The sequence below is a fragment of the Bacillus sp. S10(2024) genome (assembly GCF_050473865.1).
Classification (GTDB): Bacteria; Bacillota; Bacilli; order Bacillales; family Bacillaceae_G; genus Bacillus_A.
The window spans coordinates 2462012-2483390 of the sequence record NZ_JBFLUR010000002.1 but is presented as its reverse complement, the minus strand read 5'-3'; the positions used below and the strand labels follow the sequence as shown (position 1 = coordinate 2483390).

The following is a 21379-nucleotide window of genomic DNA, read 5'->3' as shown; positions in this document are numbered from 1 at the left end:
ATCTTATTTATTTTAATAAGTTACAAATGAAAGGCTTGTTAATGAAGATGAAACACTTAAATCATCGTTTAATGTAATTGAGAAACATGCCAATAATGGTAGTGTAATAACAACTGATCCATTAGGATTAACTACAATTGTTGGGCTTGTCCCACAGGCTTCACCACAATTTATAACTGATGCTGTTCCACCTCCGGGGGTAATTGTAATTACAAGACAGACATTAAAACAAACATCATTCGTAGTACATGCCATAAATTTCCCTCCTTTTATTTAGCGTTCATTGATAGAATATGAATCAAAAATAATAGAGGAACGGCATAATAACCATTTTAATCGTATATGGGGATTAATGGATTTATTTATCTTTTTGTGAGACTAAATAGATTAGTAGAAAAACTGAAATCATCATTTAAATTCGTGTTAAAACACGCAATAAAAGGTATTACATTAAAACTAGAGGAACATTCATCATTACACTTTACAACGATTTCAGCCCCGCCATTAGGGTTTAAAATTGTTTCTATACAGATATCAAAACAGTTTTTATTTATGCAAGCCATGGTATTCCCTCCTTTCTATTAATTTATTCATTTAGATAGTATGTGTTCTAGCCAAAGATGTATATGTAGTTCTTATCAATTTTTCGTTAGAACATGGGGTCCAGTCTCGAAAATGCGGATTTACAACGCTAAGCTACTTACAATGTTAAAAATGAGTTATTTAACAACGATAGGACTTTTGAGATAAGTCATACGAGACAATAACAAGCCTTATTTGGAGTACAGACCCATCGCTATCAAGTTAAGAAATACAAATACCTCCAAAACAAAAAAAATTGTACATCTTCATGTGAAAATGTACAATTTTTTTGTTTTTGGGTGTTATAAAATTCTTAAGTTGATGGGCATGTATGGGGACCCCTATCACCACATTCACATTCTTCCTCAAATTTAGGATAAAAAGCAAATATATATTTTTGTTCATCACTTGTTACGTTTGTTCTAGGATTTTCAATTAATTTAATGTATATATCACAGCATCTATTAAATAAAAGTATTAGCTGGATAGGAATTAATAATTAAATAATAATGACACTCCTCATTTAGAACATTAATAAATCTGTGTTTTATATCTGCTTCGAAATAAATAGAGTCCCCTTCCTCTAAGTTGTAAATTTCGGGAGTATTACCTAGTTCAACTTTTAATTTTCCTTTTGCTATATAAATATATTCTTCCACTCCTTGCTTATGAGGGGAGAAAATACCAGTTTCTTGTAATGGGGGTAACACATTTAAAATAAATTCTAACCCTTTGGTGGGAAAGGATGGAGATAAAAGATGTCTCTCAAATCCAGATTTTTCTTCCTTATAGATAAGTCTCTGGTCAGAGCGAATAACAAGGATCTCCTTTTTTGTTTGTTCTCCTAATAATTTTGAGATAGTGAGCTCTAGACCTTCTGCTATTTGAGATGCCACCTGAATAGTCGGTGTTTTTTCGCTTCGCTCAATCATAGAAAGCATAGATTTACTTACATTAGATTTTTTTGCTAAATCGTCCAAAGTAAGGTTTTTCTTCTTTCTTTCTTTTTTTACATTTCTTCCAAATTCCATGACATCCCTCCTATTTCGTGTTTACTATAGTGAATTATTTCTTGACATTTTCCTGATATATTCTTATCATGAAAACAAATCCATTATAGTGGATTTTTAGGGGTTTTACAACTAAGATATAACACCTTATGTAAATAACAGAGCGCAGGGGTGATAGGAATGAGTTCCATGATTTTTATGAATGGTGAATTTGTAAAAAAAGAAAACGCAAAAATTAGTGTATACGACCATGGATTATTATATGGTGATGGGATTTATGAAGGATTACGTTGTTATTCTGGTCATGTCTTTCAACTAAGTGAACATTTAGAGCGATTAGAACAATCTGCAAGAAGTCTTCGTATTAATATTCCATATTCTTCTGAACAGATAAAATATTTCATTTTAGAAACATTACGTCAAAATAACTTGCATAATGCCTATATTAGATTGGTTATAACTAGGGGCGTTGGTGCAATGGGACCGGACCCAAGAACATGTATACAACCAAATGTTATTATCATTACAGAAGATTTACCAAATGTTCATGGAACCTCTGTTAAAGAAAAAGGATTATCTCTAGTAATTGTGTCAACTCGAAGAGATTCTGTGGAAGGGACATCTCACGAAATTAAATCCTTAAATTATTTGAACAGTATTATGGCACGAATGGAAGCAAATGAATACAATGCAGATGATGCTATCTTATTAGACCCACAAGGCTTTATTTCAGAATCCACTATTTGTAATATTTTTATGGTTAGTAATAAAAAGTTGATAACACCATGCTCTTCTAATGGAATTTTAAAAGGTATCACACGTCAAGTGGTTATGAGTATTGCAAAAGAAATGGGCTTAGAGATTGAAGAAAGAAATATTACACCACATGAATTAATAAATGCAAAAGAAATTTTCTTAACGGGAACACATGCTGAAATCGTTGGGGTTACTCGCATTAATAATATTTTAATTGCTAGTGGAGAAATAGGGAGGATTACAAAAGTAATTATTTCAAAATTTCGAGAAATGACTAAAAACCCTATGTATGGAACACCTGTTTATAAAACGGAAGTTCGAGAGGAGAACGCCAATGCTTAAATTATCTAAATCAAATGAGATGTTAGATATACTCTCTAATATTTCAAAAGGCATTGTGTCTCCTAGGGATTTTCTGTTTGATATTACAGAGGAGCAATTAATTGAGATATTATCATCAAATTTTTGTGATATAGATGAAAAAAATTTGATTGGAACAGGGAGTAGTATTTTACCAGGAGATGTTACAGGACAATTGGTTTTGGATCGGAAATTAGGAGAATATTTGTTAAAAGAGGCAAAGCAAAGAAATACTACAATTGATTTAATCTACTCTTGTCCTAATGGTAATCTTGAAGACTTCCATATTTTAACATCATCTAAAGGTTTTTTTACTAATCAACAAGGACGTACTACTTTTTGTCCTGTTCAGGCTAGTTGTGAAGGGATTCCAACACTAGTAGGAGTAGAGTGTGATTATCAAATTGCTGATGACAGCCTTGAATTAGTATATATATGTAATGATGACAGCCAAATTATAGTCGAACAACCATCTAGATTTGTTGTATTTGAAAAAGGGATACTTCAAGAGTCAGACAATGTCTCTCTTAGTTCAAATAAAGGATTGATATTTAAAGGGAAGTTACCTGTGGAATTATCTGATATTTCAAAAGTGTACCTATATCTTTCGGAAATATATTTAGAGTCGTTTGAAACATATGGACCGTTACATACAAAAGAGAATATTATTCATACAAATTCTTATAAGCAATATAAAGAAGAATTGGTGCGTAATATCCAATCTCCTGAATTTCATGGATTTCAAAAATTAATCAAAGCTGCTCGAGAAATATCTGATCTTAAGGTCTATTCAACTGCCCATACTTCTAAAGCGATGGTCCTTACTAAACTGTTTAGTAGCCATATTTCAATTCAAGATGGAGAAGTTGAATTAGTTGATGATGCAAATAAATATGGACTAGGGTTATTGCGAGACGAGAGAATGTGGAATAAACAAGATGATATAGATTTATTACGGCTTATGTTTTTAGGAAAAGAGGTTTTAGATGATAAGTATTTAGATTATAAAAAATACTACATAGAAAGATTTGCAGATATGATTTATGACGTCTTTAAAGTAGGAACAGGTAACTTAGCTGTTGTTAGGTTATTATGTATGCCGTATAACATGATATTTCCTAAGGGATTTCAGGTAGAAGATTTTGCTATAAAGTATAAATTAGATATAAACAGAGTAAAACAACGTGTTGCGTTACTTGCAAATGAATCTGAAACGTATCATGGATGTAGGGGGATAAGAGTTACAGTTCAACGAGAAGATATATGCGAAGCATGGTGTGAAGGTGTTATCAAAGCAGCGAAGAAAGCAGAGAGTCACGGAATACCAATTCAGTTACAAGTTTTATTGTCAATGGTAACATTTCCGCAAGAAGTAGAATTATTTTTAAAGACATTTAAGAAATATGTGCGAAAGCATGATGCAAGAAATATAACGCGTGGGATATCTGTAATGATTGAAACATCCGCTTCTTTCCATGCAATAGAAGATATTTTAAATATTGAAGATGATATTCAAGTAAACGGAGTACTGTTTGGTGGAAATGATTTTACAGCAGCTTGCTTAAATATGAATCGATCCGATTCTGCTATGTCCATGATACCTGAGTATGTAAAATTAAATGTAATTCCGTCTAATCCATTTCAAGTTTTAAATGAACAAGTTGTTGGTAAAGTAATTATTCAAGCATTAAGACGAACAAAACTCTTAAAAAAATACAATAATCGAGAGTATATAATGGGATTAGGGGGCGAGATTGCTGGATCATGGGATTCAGTAAAATGGCTATCTAAATATGCCACACCACACGGATTAAATTACATCTCTACACCTCCTGATAGAATACTATTTTCTTTAATTGCTAGTGCGCAAGCTACATTACGTTCGTTGTATAGCGACATTTTATAAAAGTTATAACGTTTACACCTTCCGAGGTGTAAACGTATTTTTAATAAAAAGAGGGGGGGAGCAAAAGATGACACTTTTATTAGCATTAGTACCAATACTGTGCATCTTTTTATTATTATTTGTTTTCAAACAAACATCCTTGCGAACAAGTGTATTTTCTTATATTGTTACTTTAATCATTACTTTAACTGTAAATAGCTATCAAGTGAATATGCATGATATTATGCAATCTTCTTTAAAAGGAGCATTAATATCCTTCATTGCAGCTTATGTTCTTTTTTTTGGCATTCTTCTTTTTCATTTGATGAATAATGTTGGGGGGATTGATGCAATTGCCTCTTTTATTTCAAAAACCACTAACGATTCTGTCATGCAAGTTATTATCTTGGTCATAGGTTTATCTCCATTGTTAGAATCAACGAGTGGATTTGGAATTGCTTTTATGGTTACGGCTCCAATTTTGATTGCTTTGGGATTTAGTAGATTAAAAGCTGCATTAATTGGACTCATAAGTTTACTTGCTGTTCCTTGGGGAGCTTTAGCAACTGGTACAGTTATCGGTGCTGAGATTGGAGGGGTTTCTCTTCAAAAATTAGGAACAGGAAGTGCTATTATCAGTATTCCTGTGTTTATTTACTTTTTATTTACAGCAGTTTTCTTAATAAATGGATGGGATGCTATAAAGAAAAAATGGAAGGAATTATTATTATTTTCTTCACTCTTTTCAATATCTATGTTAATTTTTAACATTTGGATAAGTGTAGAATTAGCAGGAGTTCTTAGTTCCTTGGTGACAACTGGTTTAGGTCTACTATTCATTAAGATATCCGCATCGAAAAAAATGAAATCTAATATTACAACTTCGCAAACATCTTCGACTTATGAAAATACAGAAATGGGGATTATTAAAATTATGAGCCCATACTTAATCTTAACTATATTTATTTTTTTATCTCGCCTGATCTCACCATTAAAGGAATTTTTAAATACTCATTTTGTTATTCATTTACCAGCACTTTCTTTTTCTATGGCATTACTATATTCACCTGGTTTTTGGTTATGCATCACATGTTTGTTCACAATTTATATTTTTAAAATAAAAAAGGAAATAATATGGGAATCATTAAAATCTACTATAAAACAATGGATCCCATTTACAATTTCTACAACCGCATTTGTTGCTATATCTGAAGTGATGAGCGTAGCTGGTATGACAGATACAATAGCTACAGCAGCAGGGGTACTTTTTGGAACTAGTTTTATTTTTATTTCTCCTTTTATAGGAGGGATTGGTGGATTTCTTACAGGAAGTAATACAGGATCAAATGCCATGTTTATAAATTTACAGGTGCAAACGGCTCATCAAGTGGGATTGTCGAAAGAGTTAATCGCAAATATTCAAAACGTAAGCTCATCACATTCAACAATGGCATGTCCTTCAAGGGTTATGTTAGCAGCAAACCTATGTGAAATTAAATCAGAAGAAAATGAAATCTTAAAGCGAATCACGTTAATTGGATTAGGAGCGATTGTTTTGATTATGATTACAGCAGTTCTGGTGCAAAAACTTTAATATACTTGTATGACTAAATATTATGCAGCCATTAGTAATTGTTGTAATTCAGTGTACGTTAAAAGGACGGAGTCTGTTTGAAGGTTTCGTCTCTTTTTATATAAGTAAACGTAATCCACTTCAGAAGGAATGATGGTATTCGCCGCAGCAATGGATTCGCTTGAACTGTCTTTTTCTAAAGAAATTCTTTTGTTATCAGATAGTCAATATGGATTTCTAGTAAGTATTGCTGGAGCGATAGTAAACACCATTTTCACAAAAAATTAGCAACGTCTGTTTTAATTAGTATAGGGTCGTTGTGCATTTCAATTGGTTATATGGTTTATGTTTTTTCAAATTATTTTTTAATAGCAGCAATTGGTTTCTTCATTCTTTCTTTTGCGATGGCTTTTGCCAATACAGGATTTTATACTTTTTATCAAAACAATGTACCAGTAGATATGATGGGGAGGATTGGGAGTATGTATCAATTACTCATAGCAATCCTTACGATTGTTACAACCATTGTTTTCGGAGTTGCTACAAAGTTCATTTCTATTCAAGTAGTAGTTATTGCAGGTGCATTTTTCATGTTATTAATTATTATTGTCTTATGTGTGCTTAATTTATTACCATCAAAGGCGAAATTTTATTCGTCTCATTCATTAAGTTCTAAAGACATTTGAAATAGGGAGGGAGTTATTATTCGAGTTTTGGAGGCATTCAGAAAAAATTAAAATATTAAAGTAACGTAGAGTAATGTCTATTAAATTTCAAAGCATAATCATAATATTTTAAAGTTAGTATAGCCATAAAAAAAGTAAATTTGAGCTTTTGCAGAAAGTAAATAAGTTGACGAGCCCTTCCTTTTTTACCATAATATTGTAGAAAGGAGGTGGGAGCATGGAAGCATATTTTCGAGCAGCTCCATTAGAACCGTTTGTCCCATACTCGAAACAACACGTTATTGTACTTCTTCTTATTGGTTTAGGGATTTATTTTCTATATCAATATCAGGATTTACTTCGCCAAGAGCAATGGAATATGATGGTTCGATACACAATTGCTTTTTTGTTTATAGGAAGTGAAATTGGATTGGACGTATGGCAAGTGAAGGCGGGGATTTTTCGACTCAGTACATCATTGCCATTTGAGTTATGTACGATTAGCTTATTTTTGGCATCCATTATGATTATAACGAAAAGTTATAGGCTATATGAGATTGTCTTTTTTACAGGAATTCTTGGGGCATCGCAATCCCTTTTAACTCCAAATTTACAGTATGCATTTCCGCATTTTCGCTTCATAGAATATTTCATCGCACATGCATTACTCGTGTTGTCACCGCTCTTTATGACATGGGTGGAAGGATATAGACCAACTTTTCAATCGATTAAACGTACGATGCTGTTTTTAAATGCAGTGCTACCAATTATTTTATTCGTAAACTATAAAACTGGCGGGAATTATATGTTTTTAGCGCATAAGCCAGAAACGGCTTCATTACTTGATATGTTAGGTCCTTATCCATACTATATTATTTCATTAGAAATTGCTGCGTTTATAGCATGTCTACTCTTGTATATACCATTTAACAGAAATAGAAGAGGTATGAACAAAAAGTTATTGAGACACATTTAAGTGATCTTAACTCATTTATAAAGGTTTAGATTGATAAGGTGAAACTTCCACTAGTTTGAGGTCTTACTGCCCGCAAATAGCGGGATACATATACACGTTTTTTGAACTGAAACCCGAATTGTGGACATTGAAAAAGTACACAATTCGGGTTTTTTATTGGTAAAATGGTGCCGAAATCGATATATACATGAATTACGTATGATATTTTTTTGCAAAGCACACGTGTACAAACAGCTTGTCCTTTTTGAGCATAATATGATAGTACTTTATGCATGGAAGGGTGTGACATTTTTGGTGATGGAAATGATTAATAGATTGGCGGAATTTTCAAACGGACTTTTACTTAGTTTCATTTATTTTACAACCCTTGTTGTTATAGCTGGAATCACGGTGAAAAATTGGAGATCATTCCTTAAGTGGATGAACCCGTTAATCTTATATCATGCTTTTATCTATGTGTGCGTTCGACCGTTTATTTATAAGATGAATTTTCACGAAGAGTCGCAGTAGAGGAACTATGTAGAAAATGCGGATATCGCAAGGGATTTGGAAAATAGATAGGAAAACGAGTGCCATGCAAAACGTGTACAGTAAAAAAAGATGGACCAAAACAGTTTCTTACTGTTTTGGTCCATCTTTTTTACCATTCTTTTGGCTCGTAGTTCAAGTCTTGGAATAATCGATTGCGCTCTTTTTTAGATAAGTCTCTCCATTGTCCAACGGGTAGATTACCCAAATGAATATTCATAATTCGAGTTCGCTGTAGTCTATAAACATCGTATCCAAGCGCTTCACACATGCGACGAATTTGACGATTTAGTCCTTGTGTTAAAGTGATTTGAAAAACATATTTGGAAAGTTGTTCCATCTTACAAGGCAGCGTTTTCGTACCTAAAATTTTTACACCTTCAGCCATTCGTTTTAAAAATTCAGGAGTAATCGGCTTGTCTACTGTAACAATGTATTCTTTCTCATGCTTATTTTCAGCACGTAAAATTTCATTGACTATATCTCCATCGTTCGTAAGGAGTATTAAGCCATCTGAATCTTTATCTAGTCGCCCAATATTAAAAATTCTTAATGGGTGATTGACTAAATCAACAATATTACCCTTAACATTTTTTTCTGTTGTACTCGTAATGCCAACGGGTTTATTTAAGGCAATATAAACATAATTACTTGCCATTCGTATTTGGTTACCGTTTACACGAACATCATCCCCGGGCTCGACTTGGCTGCCTATTTTCGCAACCTTTCCATTTATCGTGACTTTTCCTTCAGTGACTAATTTATCTGCACCGCGTCTAGATGCTTTTCCAGATTCACTAATGAACTTATTAATACGTATGTTAAACACAACCTTTAGTAGAGAGTTAATAGTATTAGAATATTGGATTTACATTTGATTTTCAAGAGGACAAGCATAATGAATTACAGAATAGCGGAAAAAATAACGAAAAATATATGGAATGTGTTCCTAGTGAGAGATAATTTTGTTTGAAAAAGATGTGTTGGATTTTGTAGGCATATGTGTTGGAAATGACGTATACTTATTAATACTCTACATTGATGCATTTTCTGAAGACTTGAAAACAGGTTTAGCAGGAATGATGCATATGGTATTCATACAATGGTGAAAAATACATACAAGAATCTATAACAAAATGAGGTTAGTACATGAGTCCAAAAAGTTTTAACGATTACGCATTGAGTAAAGAAATTGTAAGAGCACTTGCTAGCTTACAATATGAAAAGCCAACAGAAGTGCAAGAGAAAGTCATCCCGATTGCATTAGAAAAGAAAGATCTTGTTGTAAAATCACAAACAGGAAGCGGTAAGACAGCTTCTTTTGGGATTCCGCTTTGTGAAATGGTTGAGTGGGGAGAAAATAAGCCGCAGGCGTTAATCCTTACACCAACAAGGGAACTTGCTGCGCAGGTAAAAGAAGATATTACGAATATAGGAAGATTTAAGCGTATTAAAGCAACTGCGGTTTACGGAAAATCTCCATTTGCACGTCAAAAATTAGAACTAAAACAAAAGACACATATTGTTGTCGGCACTCCCGGACGTGTATTAGATCATATTGAAAAAGGGACTTTTTCGTTAGAGTGTTTGAAGTATTTGGTGATTGATGAGGCAGATGAAATGCTAAATATGGGCTTTATTGATCAAGTAGAAGCGATTATTGACGAACTACCTACGAATCGAATGACGATGCTATTTTCTGCGACATTACCAGCAGATGTTGAAAATTTGTCTCGTACATATATGGAATCACCAATCAACATCGAGATTCAAGCATCTGGTATTACGACAGATAAAATTGAACATAGTCTTTTAGAAGTGAGGGAAGAAGAGAAGTTCTCTCTTCTGAAAGATATAACAACTATTGAAAATCCAGATAGTTGCATTATTTTCTGCCGTACGCAAGAAAATGTAGATGATGTATTTAGACAGCTAAAACGTTCTGGCTATCCTTGTGATAAAATTCATGGTGGTATGGTACAAGAGGATCGGTTTGCTGTAATGAATGACTTTAAAAAAGGGAAATTCCGCTATTTAGTAGCGACAGATGTAGCAGCACGAGGAATTGATATTGAAAATATTACCCACGTCATCAACTACGATATTCCATTAGAAAAAGAAAGTTATGTACACCGTACAGGAAGAACGGGACGTGCTGGTAAGAGCGGAAAAGCAATTACATTTGTAACCCCGTATGAAGAAAGATTTCTAACAGAAATCGAAGCGTATATCGGTTTTGAAATCGTAAAAATAGATGCACCTTTAAAAGAAGAAGTTACAAAAAGAAAGGCGGCATTTGAAGAAAAAATAAATGCTAAGCCAATTATTAAAAAAGATAAAAGTGCTAGTCTAAATAAGGGAATCATGAAACTTTACTTTAATGGTGGGAAGAAAAAGAAAATCCGAGTAGTGGATTTTGTTGGTACAATTGCCAAAATTCCAGGTGTTACAGCGGATGATATAGGGATTATTACGATACAGGATAATGTTTCTTATGTTGATATATTAAACGGAAAAGGACCACTTGTTTTAAAAGTAATGAAAAACACAACAATAAAGGGAAAGCAGTTAAAGGTTCATGAGGCAATGAAATAAAAGGTAAACTGTACCCCGAATCATGGACACTTAAAAAAAGCCCCATGATTCGGGAAATAATCTTCCTAAATCATGATTGTCTAACTAAGTGAGACTCATGATACAGTGATGGAAGAATTGACTTTAGTACAGGAAGAATTGGTAATGGCACGAGACCAGCACGTTGTTTTAGGGGTACTGACGCATCGTTATCAAGTTAAGAAACACATTCTTCCCCAAAATGATAAAAATGAACTTCGGTGCTATAAAAAACACAAAATTTCCATTTAGGGGGTACTTTAAAAGCTTAGCTTGAAGGCAATGTGGGGTACTGACGGCAAAACGCGGATTTTATACGCTAAGGATATGCAGGATACAAGAACAGTTTAAACTGTCAAATGCTGTTGTGACGAGGATGTATGAAATCCTGCATACAGCGGAGGAAACAGAAAGCTGGCAAACTCTTGGTATGAATAGATTCTTGAGATTTGATTACTGCTTATAATGATGCGTTATGTTAACCGAATATGAATAAAATATACATAATTTAATTTGAACAGCTTTATAGGAAATGAATAATAAGGAAATTTTGGTAAAACATACAAATTAAATAAAAAACAACACTCTTTAAAAAAGGTATTGTTTTTATTTAAGATCTAATTTCTTTTTTGTTAATAGATACATAGCTATACCTGTTATGGTGATTAAAGTAGAATTTAATTTGATGCCATTATTTAAAAATAAACCAAATAATACATCAATGCTTCCCAATAAAATCATAACTATAAATATTATTGAAGATATCTTATATATATTTTTTTGTACGTTTGTCATAATGATATTCTCCTTTATTTCAATAATCCGTAATTTGAATATATACTATCATTGATTCCTAATACTAATAAATACATTGACTTCCTCTAACAAATTTTACGTCAACTAGAACCTCTTGAAGGGAGAACTAGTTATTTTTTTTAGCAGACCACATACCAATCTCAAAACATATTACTATAAACAATGTTTGAATAATATTTTCAATCCATTTAAATTGATTGTAATTAACATAGTCAAAATATATAAGAACAACATATAACGATAACATAAAAACCAAAGGTCTTTTATATTTCATATCTAGTATTCCTCCCTTCAATATTACATTATGTTAACCTCACAATAACGATGTAAACTAGTGCTGCTATAAGATTTGGAATAGCCATTAATTAAAGAGGTTTTTCTCTATGTAATGGCATATTGTCAAGTTGAACATACTAAAAACAAGGGGACAATAAAAACTTAATTTATCTTTTTAAATGGTTTTATATATATTATAAAAATTAAACTGACTATTATGTAATAGATTCCTAATATTGATAAGCAATCTGTTGTAACGATCCATAGTTGAGTATTTTTTATAAAATATCTCCAAAGAAAAGAACTTATCAAAAATATATATGGAAAAAGTACAAAGTAACCAATAAAGTAATATATTATTTTTTATTCACTATAAAACCACCTTATCTTAATTTAACTTGCACATTTTGCACCATAGTAAGTTAAAAAGTTAGAATTATCTTATAATTTTAACATATTTATTCTACAATCTGGTGAAAATTGAAGAAAAGATTGATTACTATAAGAGTATGGGAGAATATGGGGAATAACCATTTTGCATTACCATTTATGTCGAAATTTAGGGGGATATCTACTGAAAAAACGCCATTCTTTCGAAAGAATGGCATTTTTTTGTTTTAGGGGTATTAATTTTTTCTTAGCTTGATAGCCATGGGACGGTACCCCAAATACAGATCTAATTCATCTTTCTTAACAATTATATAGTTAAATATGGTAAAATAGTAATTGGATTGAAATACAATATACTTGGGGGTTCCTTTTTATAGGGAATCGGTGTAGATAATTTAAAAATTTGCATGCGAAATAAACCCTAATTAATATAGGTATTACTACCATAATGGGTATTGTATGAAAAAATATTTTATGAAAGCAAGTGAAGAAAAATGAATAATAAATTAATTCAACGTAAATGGGCATTAGTTGTAGCAATTTTGTTTACAATATCATCTATTAAGGACCTAGCGGGAGGAAATATTGAGCGCGGCCCTTATGGAACGGGACAGTTATTGGGAATTTTATTAATCCCAACATTATTTTATGTTTTGGCGTTTAAAAAGAAGAAAGAAAAATAACTTCAAGACAATCTGAACTAGTGATTTATAGTCGCTAGTTTTTTTGGAGGAATCATATTTCTACCCTGTTGAAGCTTTTTTATTAGAAGGTCGTTTAGAAATCGATAAAAACAGAAGTGAATGTTCTTGTGATCGGGAGAAAAAATTGGATGTTCTCAAATACATCGAGAGGTGCTAGAGGAAGTGCCATCATATATAATGTGGTTGAGACCGCAAAAGAGAACAAATTAAGTCCCTATCATTATCTTCTATATGGGTCCTGCCGACAAAACGCGGAAATTATACGATATCCGCGTTTTGACGTCGGTACCCTTTTTACAAAAAGTCATAGATGAATTAAAACAACATCTGAAAAAGAAATAGACTTTAACGATCCAAAAGCGTGGGTCGTTTTTTTTTTTTTTTTCAGGGGATAGAATAGATATTAAAGTGAAACGAAAATAAAACTCCTAATCTAATCTATAAACAAGTGCAAAATGGACTAAATGAAAGAAATTTGAAAGCGATATTTGAAAACAATAGGCTAGATTCATAAGCATTTCTTATCTGTATCCTAAAGTTTTGGCTCTTTTTACCGAAATGAAAGATATTGTAAGATTAACTTAAGTATGAGAGGAAAGGAAATGATGCCAATGCTTACATTTCGTCATGTCGATGTCGAAAAAGATAAACAGACAATCATTAGATTTTTCACAGATACAGATGAAGAACTTGAATTTCATGAGAGTGAATATATAGGGTATGCAAAGCAAAAGCAATTGAATTTTCCAGAAGGGTTTGTTCTCTTGGAACGTGATCAACAGGCAGTTGGAGAATTAGTGCTTCGGTATGATCAGTATGAAGGACGAGAGATTGGATATGTAAGTTTTGTATATGTAATTCCCGAGGGGCGAGGGAAGGGATATAGTAACGAAATTTTTCAATATGCTGAGGAGCAGTTTAAAAAACGTAATATATTTGAATATCATCTTCGCGTTGCACAGTCTAATTTGCGAGCAATCAAATTTTATGAAAAACAAGGACTTGAAAGATTGAGAGAAGAGCGAAATTCTTACAATCAGCGCTGCTGGAGAATGGGGAAGAAGATGTAGATAGGGAATAGGACGGTGGTCGTATTGAATTATAAACTTCCTAATAAAATTCATATCATAGGTTCTGTCGGGAGCGGGAAAACAACTTTAGCAAAAATGTTATCTTCACAGTTAAACATTCCATATTATGAACTCGACAATGTCGTTTGGAAAAGGTCTGAAAAAGGGGATGTAAGGAATACGCCTGAAGAAAGAGATGGGCAGCTGAATGATATTGTCAGTTCTGATGTGTGGATTGTTGAAGGTGCTCATCATACATGGGTATCTCAAGGTTTTCAACATGCAGACATCATCATTTTTTTAGATGTATCGCTTTCGAAGAGGAGATATAGAATAACGAAGAGATTCATTTTACAATTACTCGGACTTGAAAAAGCAAACTATAAGCCAAGTTTCAACATGTATTTGAAGATGTTTAAGTGGACGAGGGATTTTGAAAGAAAGAGTAAAGCGGAGATTTTGCATATGTTAGGGGCATATGGTGATAAGGTAGTTGTTTTGAAGGATAATAGGAAAGCTGATATATACGATATAGGATGCAGGGGGGAAGCAAAACGAAAGATATTGTCCAGTTAAAGAAAAATAAAATATGTCGAATAGGTGCATTGACCTGGGGGTTACACCATAGTATATATTTTAAGCCGCTGGAGCAAAGTGTAAACATTGTTTCATCGGCTTTCTAATAAATTTATAGGAGGATATCTAATGAAAAGAGTATTAAGGGAATATATGATTTGGACATATGTAATATTTTATTGTTTTCTTCTACTAATTGCGATAGTAATGAACGTTTTAAAGGCTCAAATGCTAACTAACATATTAATAATTTTATCAGCGTGGACTTCTACATTTGTTTTTATAGTTATGTTTCGTAAAATTAATCCAAAAGGTGATCTAAGGGAATATATAAAAAGCCAATTCAGGGAAAAAATAAAAATTTCAACGGTATTATGGATTATTCTAATTCAATTTTCTATTTTTCTAGGAAGTCTTTTCTTTACAAGTATTGACCAGAACATCCCAATAAAAGCTCAATTAGCTACTTCTTGGAGTACACTACTAGTGACATTTGGTAATCATTTAATTCGGGGACCATTAGGAGAAGAACTAGGCTGGAGAGGGTATGTATTAAATGAATTGCAAAAAAAATTCACTCCACTAAAATCAGCAATTATAGTTGGCGTGGTGTGGGGATTTTGGCATACGCCGCTATGGTTTATATCTTCAGGATATACAGGAATACAATTGGTTCAATATATTATTTGTTTTTTAATTTCTATTGTTTCTGTATCTATAATTATGACGATATTTTATAACTTGAATCATAATCTAGTTATAACAATGATGATTCATCAATTTTTTAATTATTTTATGGCAATCCAAATTGGAGATAAACTACATACTTTTGCAATTACTACTATATTATATTTTATAGTGGCGGTGGTTCTGATTTTGATAAGTTATAAAAAACCTCAAATAAGAGGTCTTAGTTAATGTTATTTTCCTATTTTCGACCTAATTATAACGATAAAATCTTCTACGTTAACACTCATTAATTGTTTAAACTTTACTACATCGTGTTTATGCTTGATTGCAATATATTCGCTCATGATCCCTTTCTTTAGTGTAATCTCATCTATATCTTTATACTCGTAAGTCGCAGTTCATTCATTTCCTGCAACTGAATCTGCACAAAAAATAAGTTTGCTTTTGGTTACTGCGAGAATACCTGATCGTATCGTTTGTCTATATATAAATACTTCCAAAGAACATCGTATATGTGCTAGAACCTTATCGCTAGTATTTAGATTTTACTTAATCATTTCTAAATTTGCTTGCATTTAAATCCCTCTCTAATATTTGTAATATTGCTATAATTATAACGTACTTATTGATTATAATCATTTGAAATTCCACCATAAAATCAAATAGATATATTATAAAACAGTCATAAAAAAGAACCCTAAGCTCTTAGGCTTAGGGTTCTATCTTTAAGTTTATATAAATCTATTTTGTCGTTTTTCGACCTACTAATACCCAGTACAAAGATAAGCTGAAAAGGGCAATTAGTACGAGAATGAATAGGATGTTACTAAACATGGAAGTATCCGCAGTATTTACCATTCCTAGGAAACTCTTTTTCATTGCGGAATTGTCCATCATTGCTGCTGTGTAGGCAATTCCGATTGACATTGCAACGTTAAGTGTTAAGTTATAAAATCCGATTGCTGTTCCTGTTTTTTCTTTGTCGATTGTACAAATGCAAGACTCAAGTAATGGTGCATACATGAATGCAAATGAACTAGAGAATAGAATCATAGATATTACGAATACAACAACAGAAGTTTTGATAAAGAATCCGCCTAATAGTAAGCTGATCATAATGCTGCACATAGCGATTGTAATACATTGTTTACTTCCCATAACCTTTGCAACTTTTCCAGAAAGAGCTCCGACGATAGTCGCTGCGATATAGCCTGGAATTAATAATAGTGAAATCGTATCTAGCTGCAAACCGTAAATCTTTTCAAGCAAGAATGGAAATAGGAAAATATATGCTAGCTGTACAGAGTAAATGATAAATGCAACGCCAAGTAATGAGATAAACTGCTTATTTTGGAAGAATGAAATTCCGATAAAAGCTTTTGAGTTCTTACTAATATAAGTAAGGAACAGGGCAATTGCAACAATAAACAAGATCAGGTACATCCAATTGAAATCTGTAATGTATAGTAGTAGGGACGCTGAAATGGCTCCAACTAGGAATAATCCTAATACATCTACATGACTGTTTTGCGCTTCTTCCTTAGGAAGATATTTTAAAATGAAAGGAAGAGTTAAAAGCGTTACTAAAGAAATTAAAAATAGAGTTGTCCAATGGAAATATGTTGAAACATAACCCCCAGTTAATGCACCGATAAGCTGTGAAAGAGCAAAACTACTTGTACTTAATCCTAAAAATTTCTTTTGTTCATCTGCAGGTAAATGCTTTGTGACAAATATTACATATAACGTTTCAGCTGATGCTAAACCGGCAGTTTGAATAATTCGTGAAATAACAACTAGTAAAAACGAATGTTGAAAAATATATCCCATGACAGAACCGACGCAGATTAAAATAATCCCAACAGTAAAAAGTTTTCTAAAACTAATAGAATCCGCTAAAGCAGCGTAAACGACTGCTCCAATTCCAATCACAAGACCAGCTAATGTTGCTTGCCAGCTAACTGTTGTCGCTGAAATGTTAAAATCCTTTGCCATATCAACAGAAATAATTTTAAACGAATTGTCAATTACTAAACATAATAGAAATAACAGTAAGGTAAAAGGTACTGCTTTCTTAGCACTATATTCCTGAGTTTTTTTCATGCTTACATCTGCATTTATTGTAGACATAGCGATATTCCTCTCCTTTTGTGATCTAGGAATGATCTTCCTAAATCATGATTGTCAAATTATCAATTAATCGGATGGCTTCAATAATTTCTAGGCCATTTGCTTCATAGGTGGGATTTCCTTGTGCACAGTTGTACCCATTTTTGTGTTCCTTTTTATAATGTTTAAAAGGAAGCGGTTGCACGAATGACTGAAAGTATGCTGATTCCGCTTTCATAATCATGCGTGATAACACTTTACACTATCGTATAGCTTGTATACATCTAAAGAGTGAAAAAGATATCATGCTTCTTATGATGCTTACAGGAAAGCATGGGTATGAATAACGAAAAACATCTTACATTTTGATTCCGCTTTCATGATTATGCAAAATAACTCTTTGTGATATACGATATTGTATACTTGTCTAAAAACTTGTATATATCTTAACAATGAAAAGGATACCATACCTTTTCATTGCTCACAATACATCTTTCTGTCGGAATTTGTCTGTTTTGTTACAAAAAGAGCGATGTATTTCGTATGAAATACATCGCTTGTAGGGTAAAATGAATAGTTGAAATTCATCAGATCCAGAAATAGACATACAAAAACGCTAACCTTTCTTATGATTCTACAGAAAGAATAGCGTTTTTCCGTTATATAGATACAAAATTACTTTCGCTTGATAACGATGTATAATAGCCTTTTATATGTAATTTCTTTTTGGTTTGGAAAAATCTTGTAAAGAAAATATGAGTGTTATCAGAACCATTACAGAAGTAAATACAAGGGCTACTATATTTACTAAATCAGTGAATTGTATTATGGCAATAAAAAATGAAAAAATTGCTGCAATAAAAGGAATGGCTTGTCTCGTTCTTTCTATACAATAGTTTTGTCTTTTACCAAGATATATCATAATTGTACCAATAATTAATAATAAAGGAGCAGTAATAAAAATTCCAAATAAGCCGAAACTATCTTCAACAAACCAAGGTAAAGATCGCATCCTTGAGGAAAATATAAATAAGTTTAGTATTAAAAGGAATAATTGAATAAGAGATAATTTTACATTTATGTTCGTTTGTTTCATGTTGTTTAACCTCCTAAAAATCCAAGAATTGAACATCATTACTTATGTTTATATTATTATATAAAAATTAAAAATCAACTATTTAAAAACCTTACATACAAATTACGATTTTGTAAGGTTTGATAACTGAAAAATGAGCTAAATTCTCATAGACAACTGTGGAAAGATAAAATTTTTATTTTGGGGATACCTCAAAATATTAGCTTGATGGGCCACTAATACTCTAAATAGGTAAGGTTTATTTAGGCATTAAAAAAGCCAGACATCCAATTCAGGATATCTGGCTTGCTTTCATATTAAAAAAGACATGACACTACCTACATGATATAAAAAACTGAATTATAAGTCTATATTTTTTTTCTTAAAAATGAAAAAATAAGAGTGTGCACAAGAAACGTAACGTTACGACCAATATAGAAAAGAGGGCGTACGATGAGAAGAACAATGACGACTGATGAAGCAATTAAGCGTTGGAACAAACATGCTGACTATTTTACAGCAGGCTATGATGAACATGGTGGTATTCATAGAGAGGTATTGTTAAATCCTGCAATTTTTTCGTTAATAGAAGATGTTAAGGGAAAAAAGCTTTTAGATGCTGGATGTGGAGAAGGTTATTTAAGTAGAATCCTTGCCAAGCAAGGGGCTACTGTGACTGCGGTTGATTATGCGGAAAAGATGATTGAAATTGCGAAACAAAGAACGAAAAGCGATGAAGCAATTGAATATAAACAAGGAAATTGTGAGAAACTCGATTTTCTAACAGATGCACAGTACGATTTAATCGTTTCGAATATGGTCATTCAAGATTTAGAGAATTATGAGGCAGCATTAAGCGAGATGTACAGGCTCTTAAAGAAAGATGGTACCTTTATTTTCTCTATTCTTCATCCTTGTTTTGTCACGCCAAATAGTGGATGGATAGGGCGTGAACAAGTCGATCAACAATATTGGAAGGTTCAGCGTTATTTCTATGAAGGGGTATATGATCAAAGGTTTCCGATACATTCCGATGAAAAAGTTGTATTTTATCATCGCACATTGACGAGCTATTTTAAAGCGATTCACCAAGTAGGGTTTACTTTAGTAGATGTTATCGAACCGATGCCCTCTGAAGAAATGCTGAAAAAGTATCCGCAATTTGAAGAGGATCTACACTGTGCGGATTTCATCGTATTTAAATTAAGAAAATAAGGGGCCATGCATGAGAAGGAGGGAAACGTGTGCGGATATTTCATGTAAGTGAAGAGAGTGATATTCAAGTGTTTCATCCCCGAATCCCGACTCGAACGGATATAGATCCATCGAAAGGGCTTGTATGGGCAATAGAGGAGCGATGTTTACCAAATTTTTTGACACCTAGAAATTGTCCACGTGTTTGTTATCACATTGGTCCAAATACATCTAAAAGCGACAAGCAAACGTATCTATCATCAAAATCAAGTGCGCATGTCGTCGTTATTGAAAACAAATGGTATGAAACGATGAAACATACGAAATTATACTTGTATGAATTTGATACAAAAGAGTTCACACTGCAAGATGAGAATGCTGGTTATTATGTAAGTGAAACAGCGCAAATTCCAATTGCCAAATGGGAAGTAGTTGACTTATTTCAAGAATTGTTTACACGTAATGTTGAACTGCGTTTCGTAAATAACTTATGGGATATGTTTGATGAAATTCAAAACACAACGTTTCATTGGTCCATGTGTAGAATGCAGTTTGCACAGCCGAGGTTTGAGGAGTGAATTGTAATCTAATGAGAGAACCCCTTTTGAATTATTTTTTCAAAAGGGGTTTTTAAGAACTTCATCCCATTACTTCGATGTTTTAATCTTAATCTGACTAAATTCGATTGGTATATAATATTTATTATAAACAACAGGATATTTATCGCTAATATAGACGCTTTCTAAAATCAAATCACATTCTTCTCCGTGGAAAAGTTGATATTTCAATGACGACGGTGTATTGACGGAATGAGAACGTTTAATTTCTATGGTAGAGGAATTAGCGAGTTCATATACTTTCTCCTCCAACATTTCCAATACTTGTTTTTCGTTTTGTAAGTCAAGATTTAACTTCGAAACAGCTTCGATTGGCATCATTGTAAAAGCAAAAGCTACGATTTTATCGTTACTTTTATACCAGCGTTCCAATGCAACGACTGCAGTCATTTCTTGGTTTAATACTTGCTTGGCATAGTCCGTGACTAGATCAATTCGGAAAATCAGTTCGATATCGTCTATTTTTTCGGTATAGCATTTATATAAGGGATTCCCTAACTTCTCCAAGCCATCCATACTTTCGTTAAGGTGAAATTTTGTAATGAAATTTCCTCTTCCATGGATATTTTTCACCAATCCATCTTCCTGTAACAGTGCTAAAGCATGCCGTAATGTCATTCTGCTTACACCGAATACTTTGGCTAATTCTGGTTCTGTTGGAAGCTTACTGTCTGGTGGAAAGGTTCCATCCATGATTAATTTATACAACTGGTCATACACAGTGACGAATAACGGCTTTTTTGGTTTATTAAGTTCTTGAAGTTTATTTTTCATTTTCTTATACCCCTATAGCTTTTCAAATTCATAACTATATATTTCTTTTTTGTTCTATTGTAACTTACTTTTATGTGGAAATTAATACGCTTTCAAAAAATCATTAATGAATATGAAATAAAAACTATACTAGATACGAG

General features: G+C 32.6%; 19 protein-coding genes and 4 pseudogenes. 14 read left to right on the top strand and 9 right to left on the bottom strand.

Annotated elements, in window-relative coordinates; genetic code table 11:
* Positions 1 to 12: 12 nt before the first annotated feature.
* Both AB1280_RS12675 and AB1280_RS12670 read right to left on the bottom strand, forming a co-directional pair.
* A complete protein-coding gene (locus AB1280_RS12675) occupies positions 13 to 255 on the bottom strand; it encodes a hypothetical protein (protein ID WP_429756013.1) in 243 nt (80 codons plus the stop codon).
* A gap of 791 nt (positions 256 to 1046) precedes the next feature.
* A complete protein-coding gene (locus AB1280_RS12670) occupies positions 1047 to 1613 on the bottom strand; it encodes a helix-turn-helix domain-containing protein (RefSeq protein ID WP_429756012.1) in 567 nt (188 codons plus the stop codon).
* A gap of 159 nt (positions 1614 to 1772) precedes the next feature.
* Between AB1280_RS12670 and ilvE the strand changes: the two genes are divergently transcribed.
* The 6 genes and pseudogenes from ilvE to AB1280_RS12640 form a co-directional block, all read left to right on the top strand.
* A complete protein-coding gene (gene ilvE / locus AB1280_RS12665) occupies positions 1773 to 2690 on the top strand; it encodes a branched-chain-amino-acid transaminase (protein ID WP_429756011.1) in 918 nt (305 codons plus the stop codon).
* Positions 2683 to 4614 (top strand): putative PEP-binding protein, encoded by a 1932-nt coding sequence (locus AB1280_RS12660; protein ID WP_429756010.1) that lies wholly within the window; start codon positions 2683 to 2685, stop codon positions 4612 to 4614. Before ilvE ends, AB1280_RS12660 begins: the two co-directional genes overlap by 8 nt.
* A 67-nt stretch (positions 4615 to 4681) precedes the next feature.
* On the top strand, positions 4682 to 6187 hold the full coding sequence (locus tag AB1280_RS12655; protein WP_429756009.1) for an L-lactate permease: 1506 nt from the start codon (positions 4682 to 4684) through the stop codon (positions 6185 to 6187).
* 123 nt (positions 6188 to 6310) lie between these two features.
* Positions 6311 to 6852: pseudogene (locus AB1280_RS12650) on the top strand (MFS transporter); the annotation flags it as partial.
* Positions 6853 to 7069: 217 nt separating this feature from the next.
* Complete coding sequence (locus AB1280_RS12645; RefSeq protein ID WP_429756008.1) at positions 7070 to 7807, top strand: TIGR02206 family membrane protein; 738 nt, start codon at positions 7070 to 7072, stop codon at positions 7805 to 7807.
* Positions 7808 to 8289: 482 nt separating this feature from the next.
* Positions 8290 to 8364 (top strand): annotated as a pseudogene (locus AB1280_RS12640) (SPASM domain-containing protein); the annotation flags it as partial.
* 83 nt (positions 8365 to 8447) lie between these two features.
* Here AB1280_RS12640 and rluF read toward each other — a convergent pair.
* A complete protein-coding gene (rluF, locus tag AB1280_RS12635; protein WP_272187085.1) occupies positions 8448 to 9164 on the bottom strand; it encodes a 23S rRNA pseudouridine(2604) synthase RluF in 717 nt (238 codons plus the stop codon).
* Between the two features lie 320 nt (positions 9165 to 9484).
* On the opposite strand from rluF, the gene AB1280_RS12630 reads away from it, so the two are divergent.
* Positions 9485 to 10930, top strand: coding sequence for a DEAD/DEAH box helicase (locus AB1280_RS12630; RefSeq protein WP_272187086.1), 1446 nt, complete (start codon positions 9485 to 9487; stop codon positions 10928 to 10930).
* 624 nt (positions 10931 to 11554) lie between these two features.
* On the opposite strand, the gene AB1280_RS12625 is transcribed toward AB1280_RS12630, so the two are convergent.
* Complete coding sequence (locus AB1280_RS12625) at positions 11555 to 11743, bottom strand: hypothetical protein (RefSeq protein ID WP_429756007.1); 189 nt, start codon at positions 11741 to 11743, stop codon at positions 11555 to 11557.
* 1181 nt (positions 11744 to 12924) lie between these two features.
* Between AB1280_RS12625 and AB1280_RS12620 the strand changes: the two genes are divergently transcribed.
* From AB1280_RS12620 to AB1280_RS12600, 5 genes and pseudogenes are all read left to right on the top strand, one after another.
* The gene (locus AB1280_RS12620; RefSeq protein ID WP_272187091.1) at positions 12925 to 13113 is read left to right on the top strand and encodes a hypothetical protein; all 189 of its coding nucleotides are present in this window, start codon (positions 12925 to 12927) and stop codon (positions 13111 to 13113) included.
* A gap of 76 nt (positions 13114 to 13189) precedes the next feature.
* A pseudogene (locus AB1280_RS12615) lies at positions 13190 to 13367 on the top strand (IS66 family transposase); the annotation flags it as partial.
* 369 nt (positions 13368 to 13736) lie between these two features.
* A complete protein-coding gene (locus AB1280_RS12610) occupies positions 13737 to 14204 on the top strand; it encodes a GNAT family N-acetyltransferase (protein ID WP_429756006.1) in 468 nt (155 codons plus the stop codon).
* Positions 14205 to 14219: 15 nt separating this feature from the next.
* Positions 14220 to 14780, top strand: a complete 561-nt coding sequence (locus tag AB1280_RS12605; RefSeq protein ID WP_429756005.1) for a shikimate kinase — start codon at positions 14220 to 14222, stop codon at positions 14778 to 14780.
* A 129-nt stretch (positions 14781 to 14909) separates the two neighbouring features.
* Positions 14910 to 15698 carry a CPBP family intramembrane glutamic endopeptidase gene (locus AB1280_RS12600; RefSeq protein ID WP_429756004.1) on the top strand — a complete coding sequence of 263 codons (789 nt, stop codon included), beginning with the start codon at positions 14910 to 14912 and terminating at the stop codon, positions 15696 to 15698.
* A gap of 2 nt (positions 15699 to 15700) precedes the next feature.
* Here the strand turns inward: AB1280_RS12600 and AB1280_RS12595 are convergent.
* From AB1280_RS12595 to AB1280_RS12580, 4 genes and pseudogenes are all read right to left on the bottom strand, one after another.
* Positions 15701 to 15850 (bottom strand): annotated as a pseudogene (locus AB1280_RS12595) (hypothetical protein); the annotation flags it as partial.
* A 361-nt stretch (positions 15851 to 16211) separates the two neighbouring features.
* Positions 16212 to 17600 carry an MFS transporter gene (locus AB1280_RS12590; RefSeq protein ID WP_272187097.1) on the bottom strand — a complete coding sequence of 463 codons (1389 nt, stop codon included), beginning with the start codon at positions 17598 to 17600 and terminating at the stop codon, positions 16212 to 16214.
* Between the two features lie 40 nt (positions 17601 to 17640).
* Positions 17641 to 17823, bottom strand: coding sequence for a hypothetical protein (locus AB1280_RS12585; protein WP_429756003.1), 183 nt, complete (start codon positions 17821 to 17823; stop codon positions 17641 to 17643).
* Positions 17824 to 18288: 465 nt separating this feature from the next.
* On the bottom strand, positions 18289 to 18675 hold the full coding sequence (locus AB1280_RS12580; RefSeq protein ID WP_429756002.1) for a hypothetical protein: 387 nt from the start codon (positions 18673 to 18675) through the stop codon (positions 18289 to 18291).
* A gap of 432 nt (positions 18676 to 19107) precedes the next feature.
* On the opposite strand from AB1280_RS12580, the gene AB1280_RS12575 reads away from it, so the two are divergent.
* On the top strand, positions 19108 to 19869 hold the full coding sequence (locus tag AB1280_RS12575; protein WP_429756001.1) for a class I SAM-dependent methyltransferase: 762 nt from the start codon (positions 19108 to 19110) through the stop codon (positions 19867 to 19869).
* Between the two features lie 29 nt (positions 19870 to 19898).
* Positions 19899 to 20426: a DUF6886 family protein gene (locus AB1280_RS12570; RefSeq protein ID WP_429756000.1), complete on the top strand. Its 528-nt coding sequence runs from the start codon at positions 19899 to 19901 to the stop codon at positions 20424 to 20426.
* A 69-nt stretch (positions 20427 to 20495) separates the two neighbouring features.
* Here AB1280_RS12570 and AB1280_RS12565 read toward each other — a convergent pair whose 3' ends face one another.
* The gene (locus tag AB1280_RS12565) at positions 20496 to 21239 is read right to left on the bottom strand and encodes a GntR family transcriptional regulator (protein ID WP_429755999.1); all 744 of its coding nucleotides are present in this window, start codon (positions 21237 to 21239) and stop codon (positions 20496 to 20498) included.
* Positions 21240 to 21379 lie beyond the last annotated feature (140 nt).

Coding starts and splice junctions, on each gene's coding strand:
- AB1280_RS12675 (WP_429756013.1), bottom strand. CDS start 255: ATGGCATGTACTACGAATGATGTTTGTTTTAATGTCTGTCTTGTAATT.
- AB1280_RS12670 (WP_429756012.1), bottom strand. CDS start 1,613: ATGGAATTTGGAAGAAATGTAAAAAAAGAAAGAAAGAAGAAAAACCTT.
- ilvE (WP_429756011.1), top strand. CDS start 1,773: ATGAGTTCCATGATTTTTATGAATGGTGAATTTGTAAAAAAAGAAAAC.
- AB1280_RS12660 (WP_429756010.1), top strand. CDS start 2,683: ATGCTTAAATTATCTAAATCAAATGAGATGTTAGATATACTCTCTAAT.
- AB1280_RS12655 (WP_429756009.1), top strand. CDS start 4,682: ATGACACTTTTATTAGCATTAGTACCAATACTGTGCATCTTTTTATTA.
- AB1280_RS12645 (WP_429756008.1), top strand. CDS start 7,070: ATGGAAGCATATTTTCGAGCAGCTCCATTAGAACCGTTTGTCCCATAC.
- AB1280_RS12630 (WP_272187086.1), top strand. CDS start 9,485: ATGAGTCCAAAAAGTTTTAACGATTACGCATTGAGTAAAGAAATTGTA.
- AB1280_RS12625 (WP_429756007.1), bottom strand. CDS start 11,743: ATGACAAACGTACAAAAAAATATATATAAGATATCTTCAATAATATTT.
- AB1280_RS12620 (WP_272187091.1), top strand. CDS start 12,925: ATGAATAATAAATTAATTCAACGTAAATGGGCATTAGTTGTAGCAATT.
- AB1280_RS12610 (WP_429756006.1), top strand. CDS start 13,737: ATGATGCCAATGCTTACATTTCGTCATGTCGATGTCGAAAAAGATAAA.
- AB1280_RS12600 (WP_429756004.1), top strand. CDS start 14,910: ATGAAAAGAGTATTAAGGGAATATATGATTTGGACATATGTAATATTT.
- AB1280_RS12590 (WP_272187097.1), bottom strand. CDS start 17,600: ATGTCTACAATAAATGCAGATGTAAGCATGAAAAAAACTCAGGAATAT.
- AB1280_RS12585 (WP_429756003.1), bottom strand. CDS start 17,823: ATGATTATGAAAGCGGAATCAGCATACTTTCAGTCATTCGTGCAACCG.
- AB1280_RS12580 (WP_429756002.1), bottom strand. CDS start 18,675: ATGAAACAAACGAACATAAATGTAAAATTATCTCTTATTCAATTATTC.
- AB1280_RS12575 (WP_429756001.1), top strand. CDS start 19,108: ATGAGAAGAACAATGACGACTGATGAAGCAATTAAGCGTTGGAACAAA.
- AB1280_RS12565 (WP_429755999.1), bottom strand. CDS start 21,239: ATGAAAAATAAACTTCAAGAACTTAATAAACCAAAAAAGCCGTTATTC.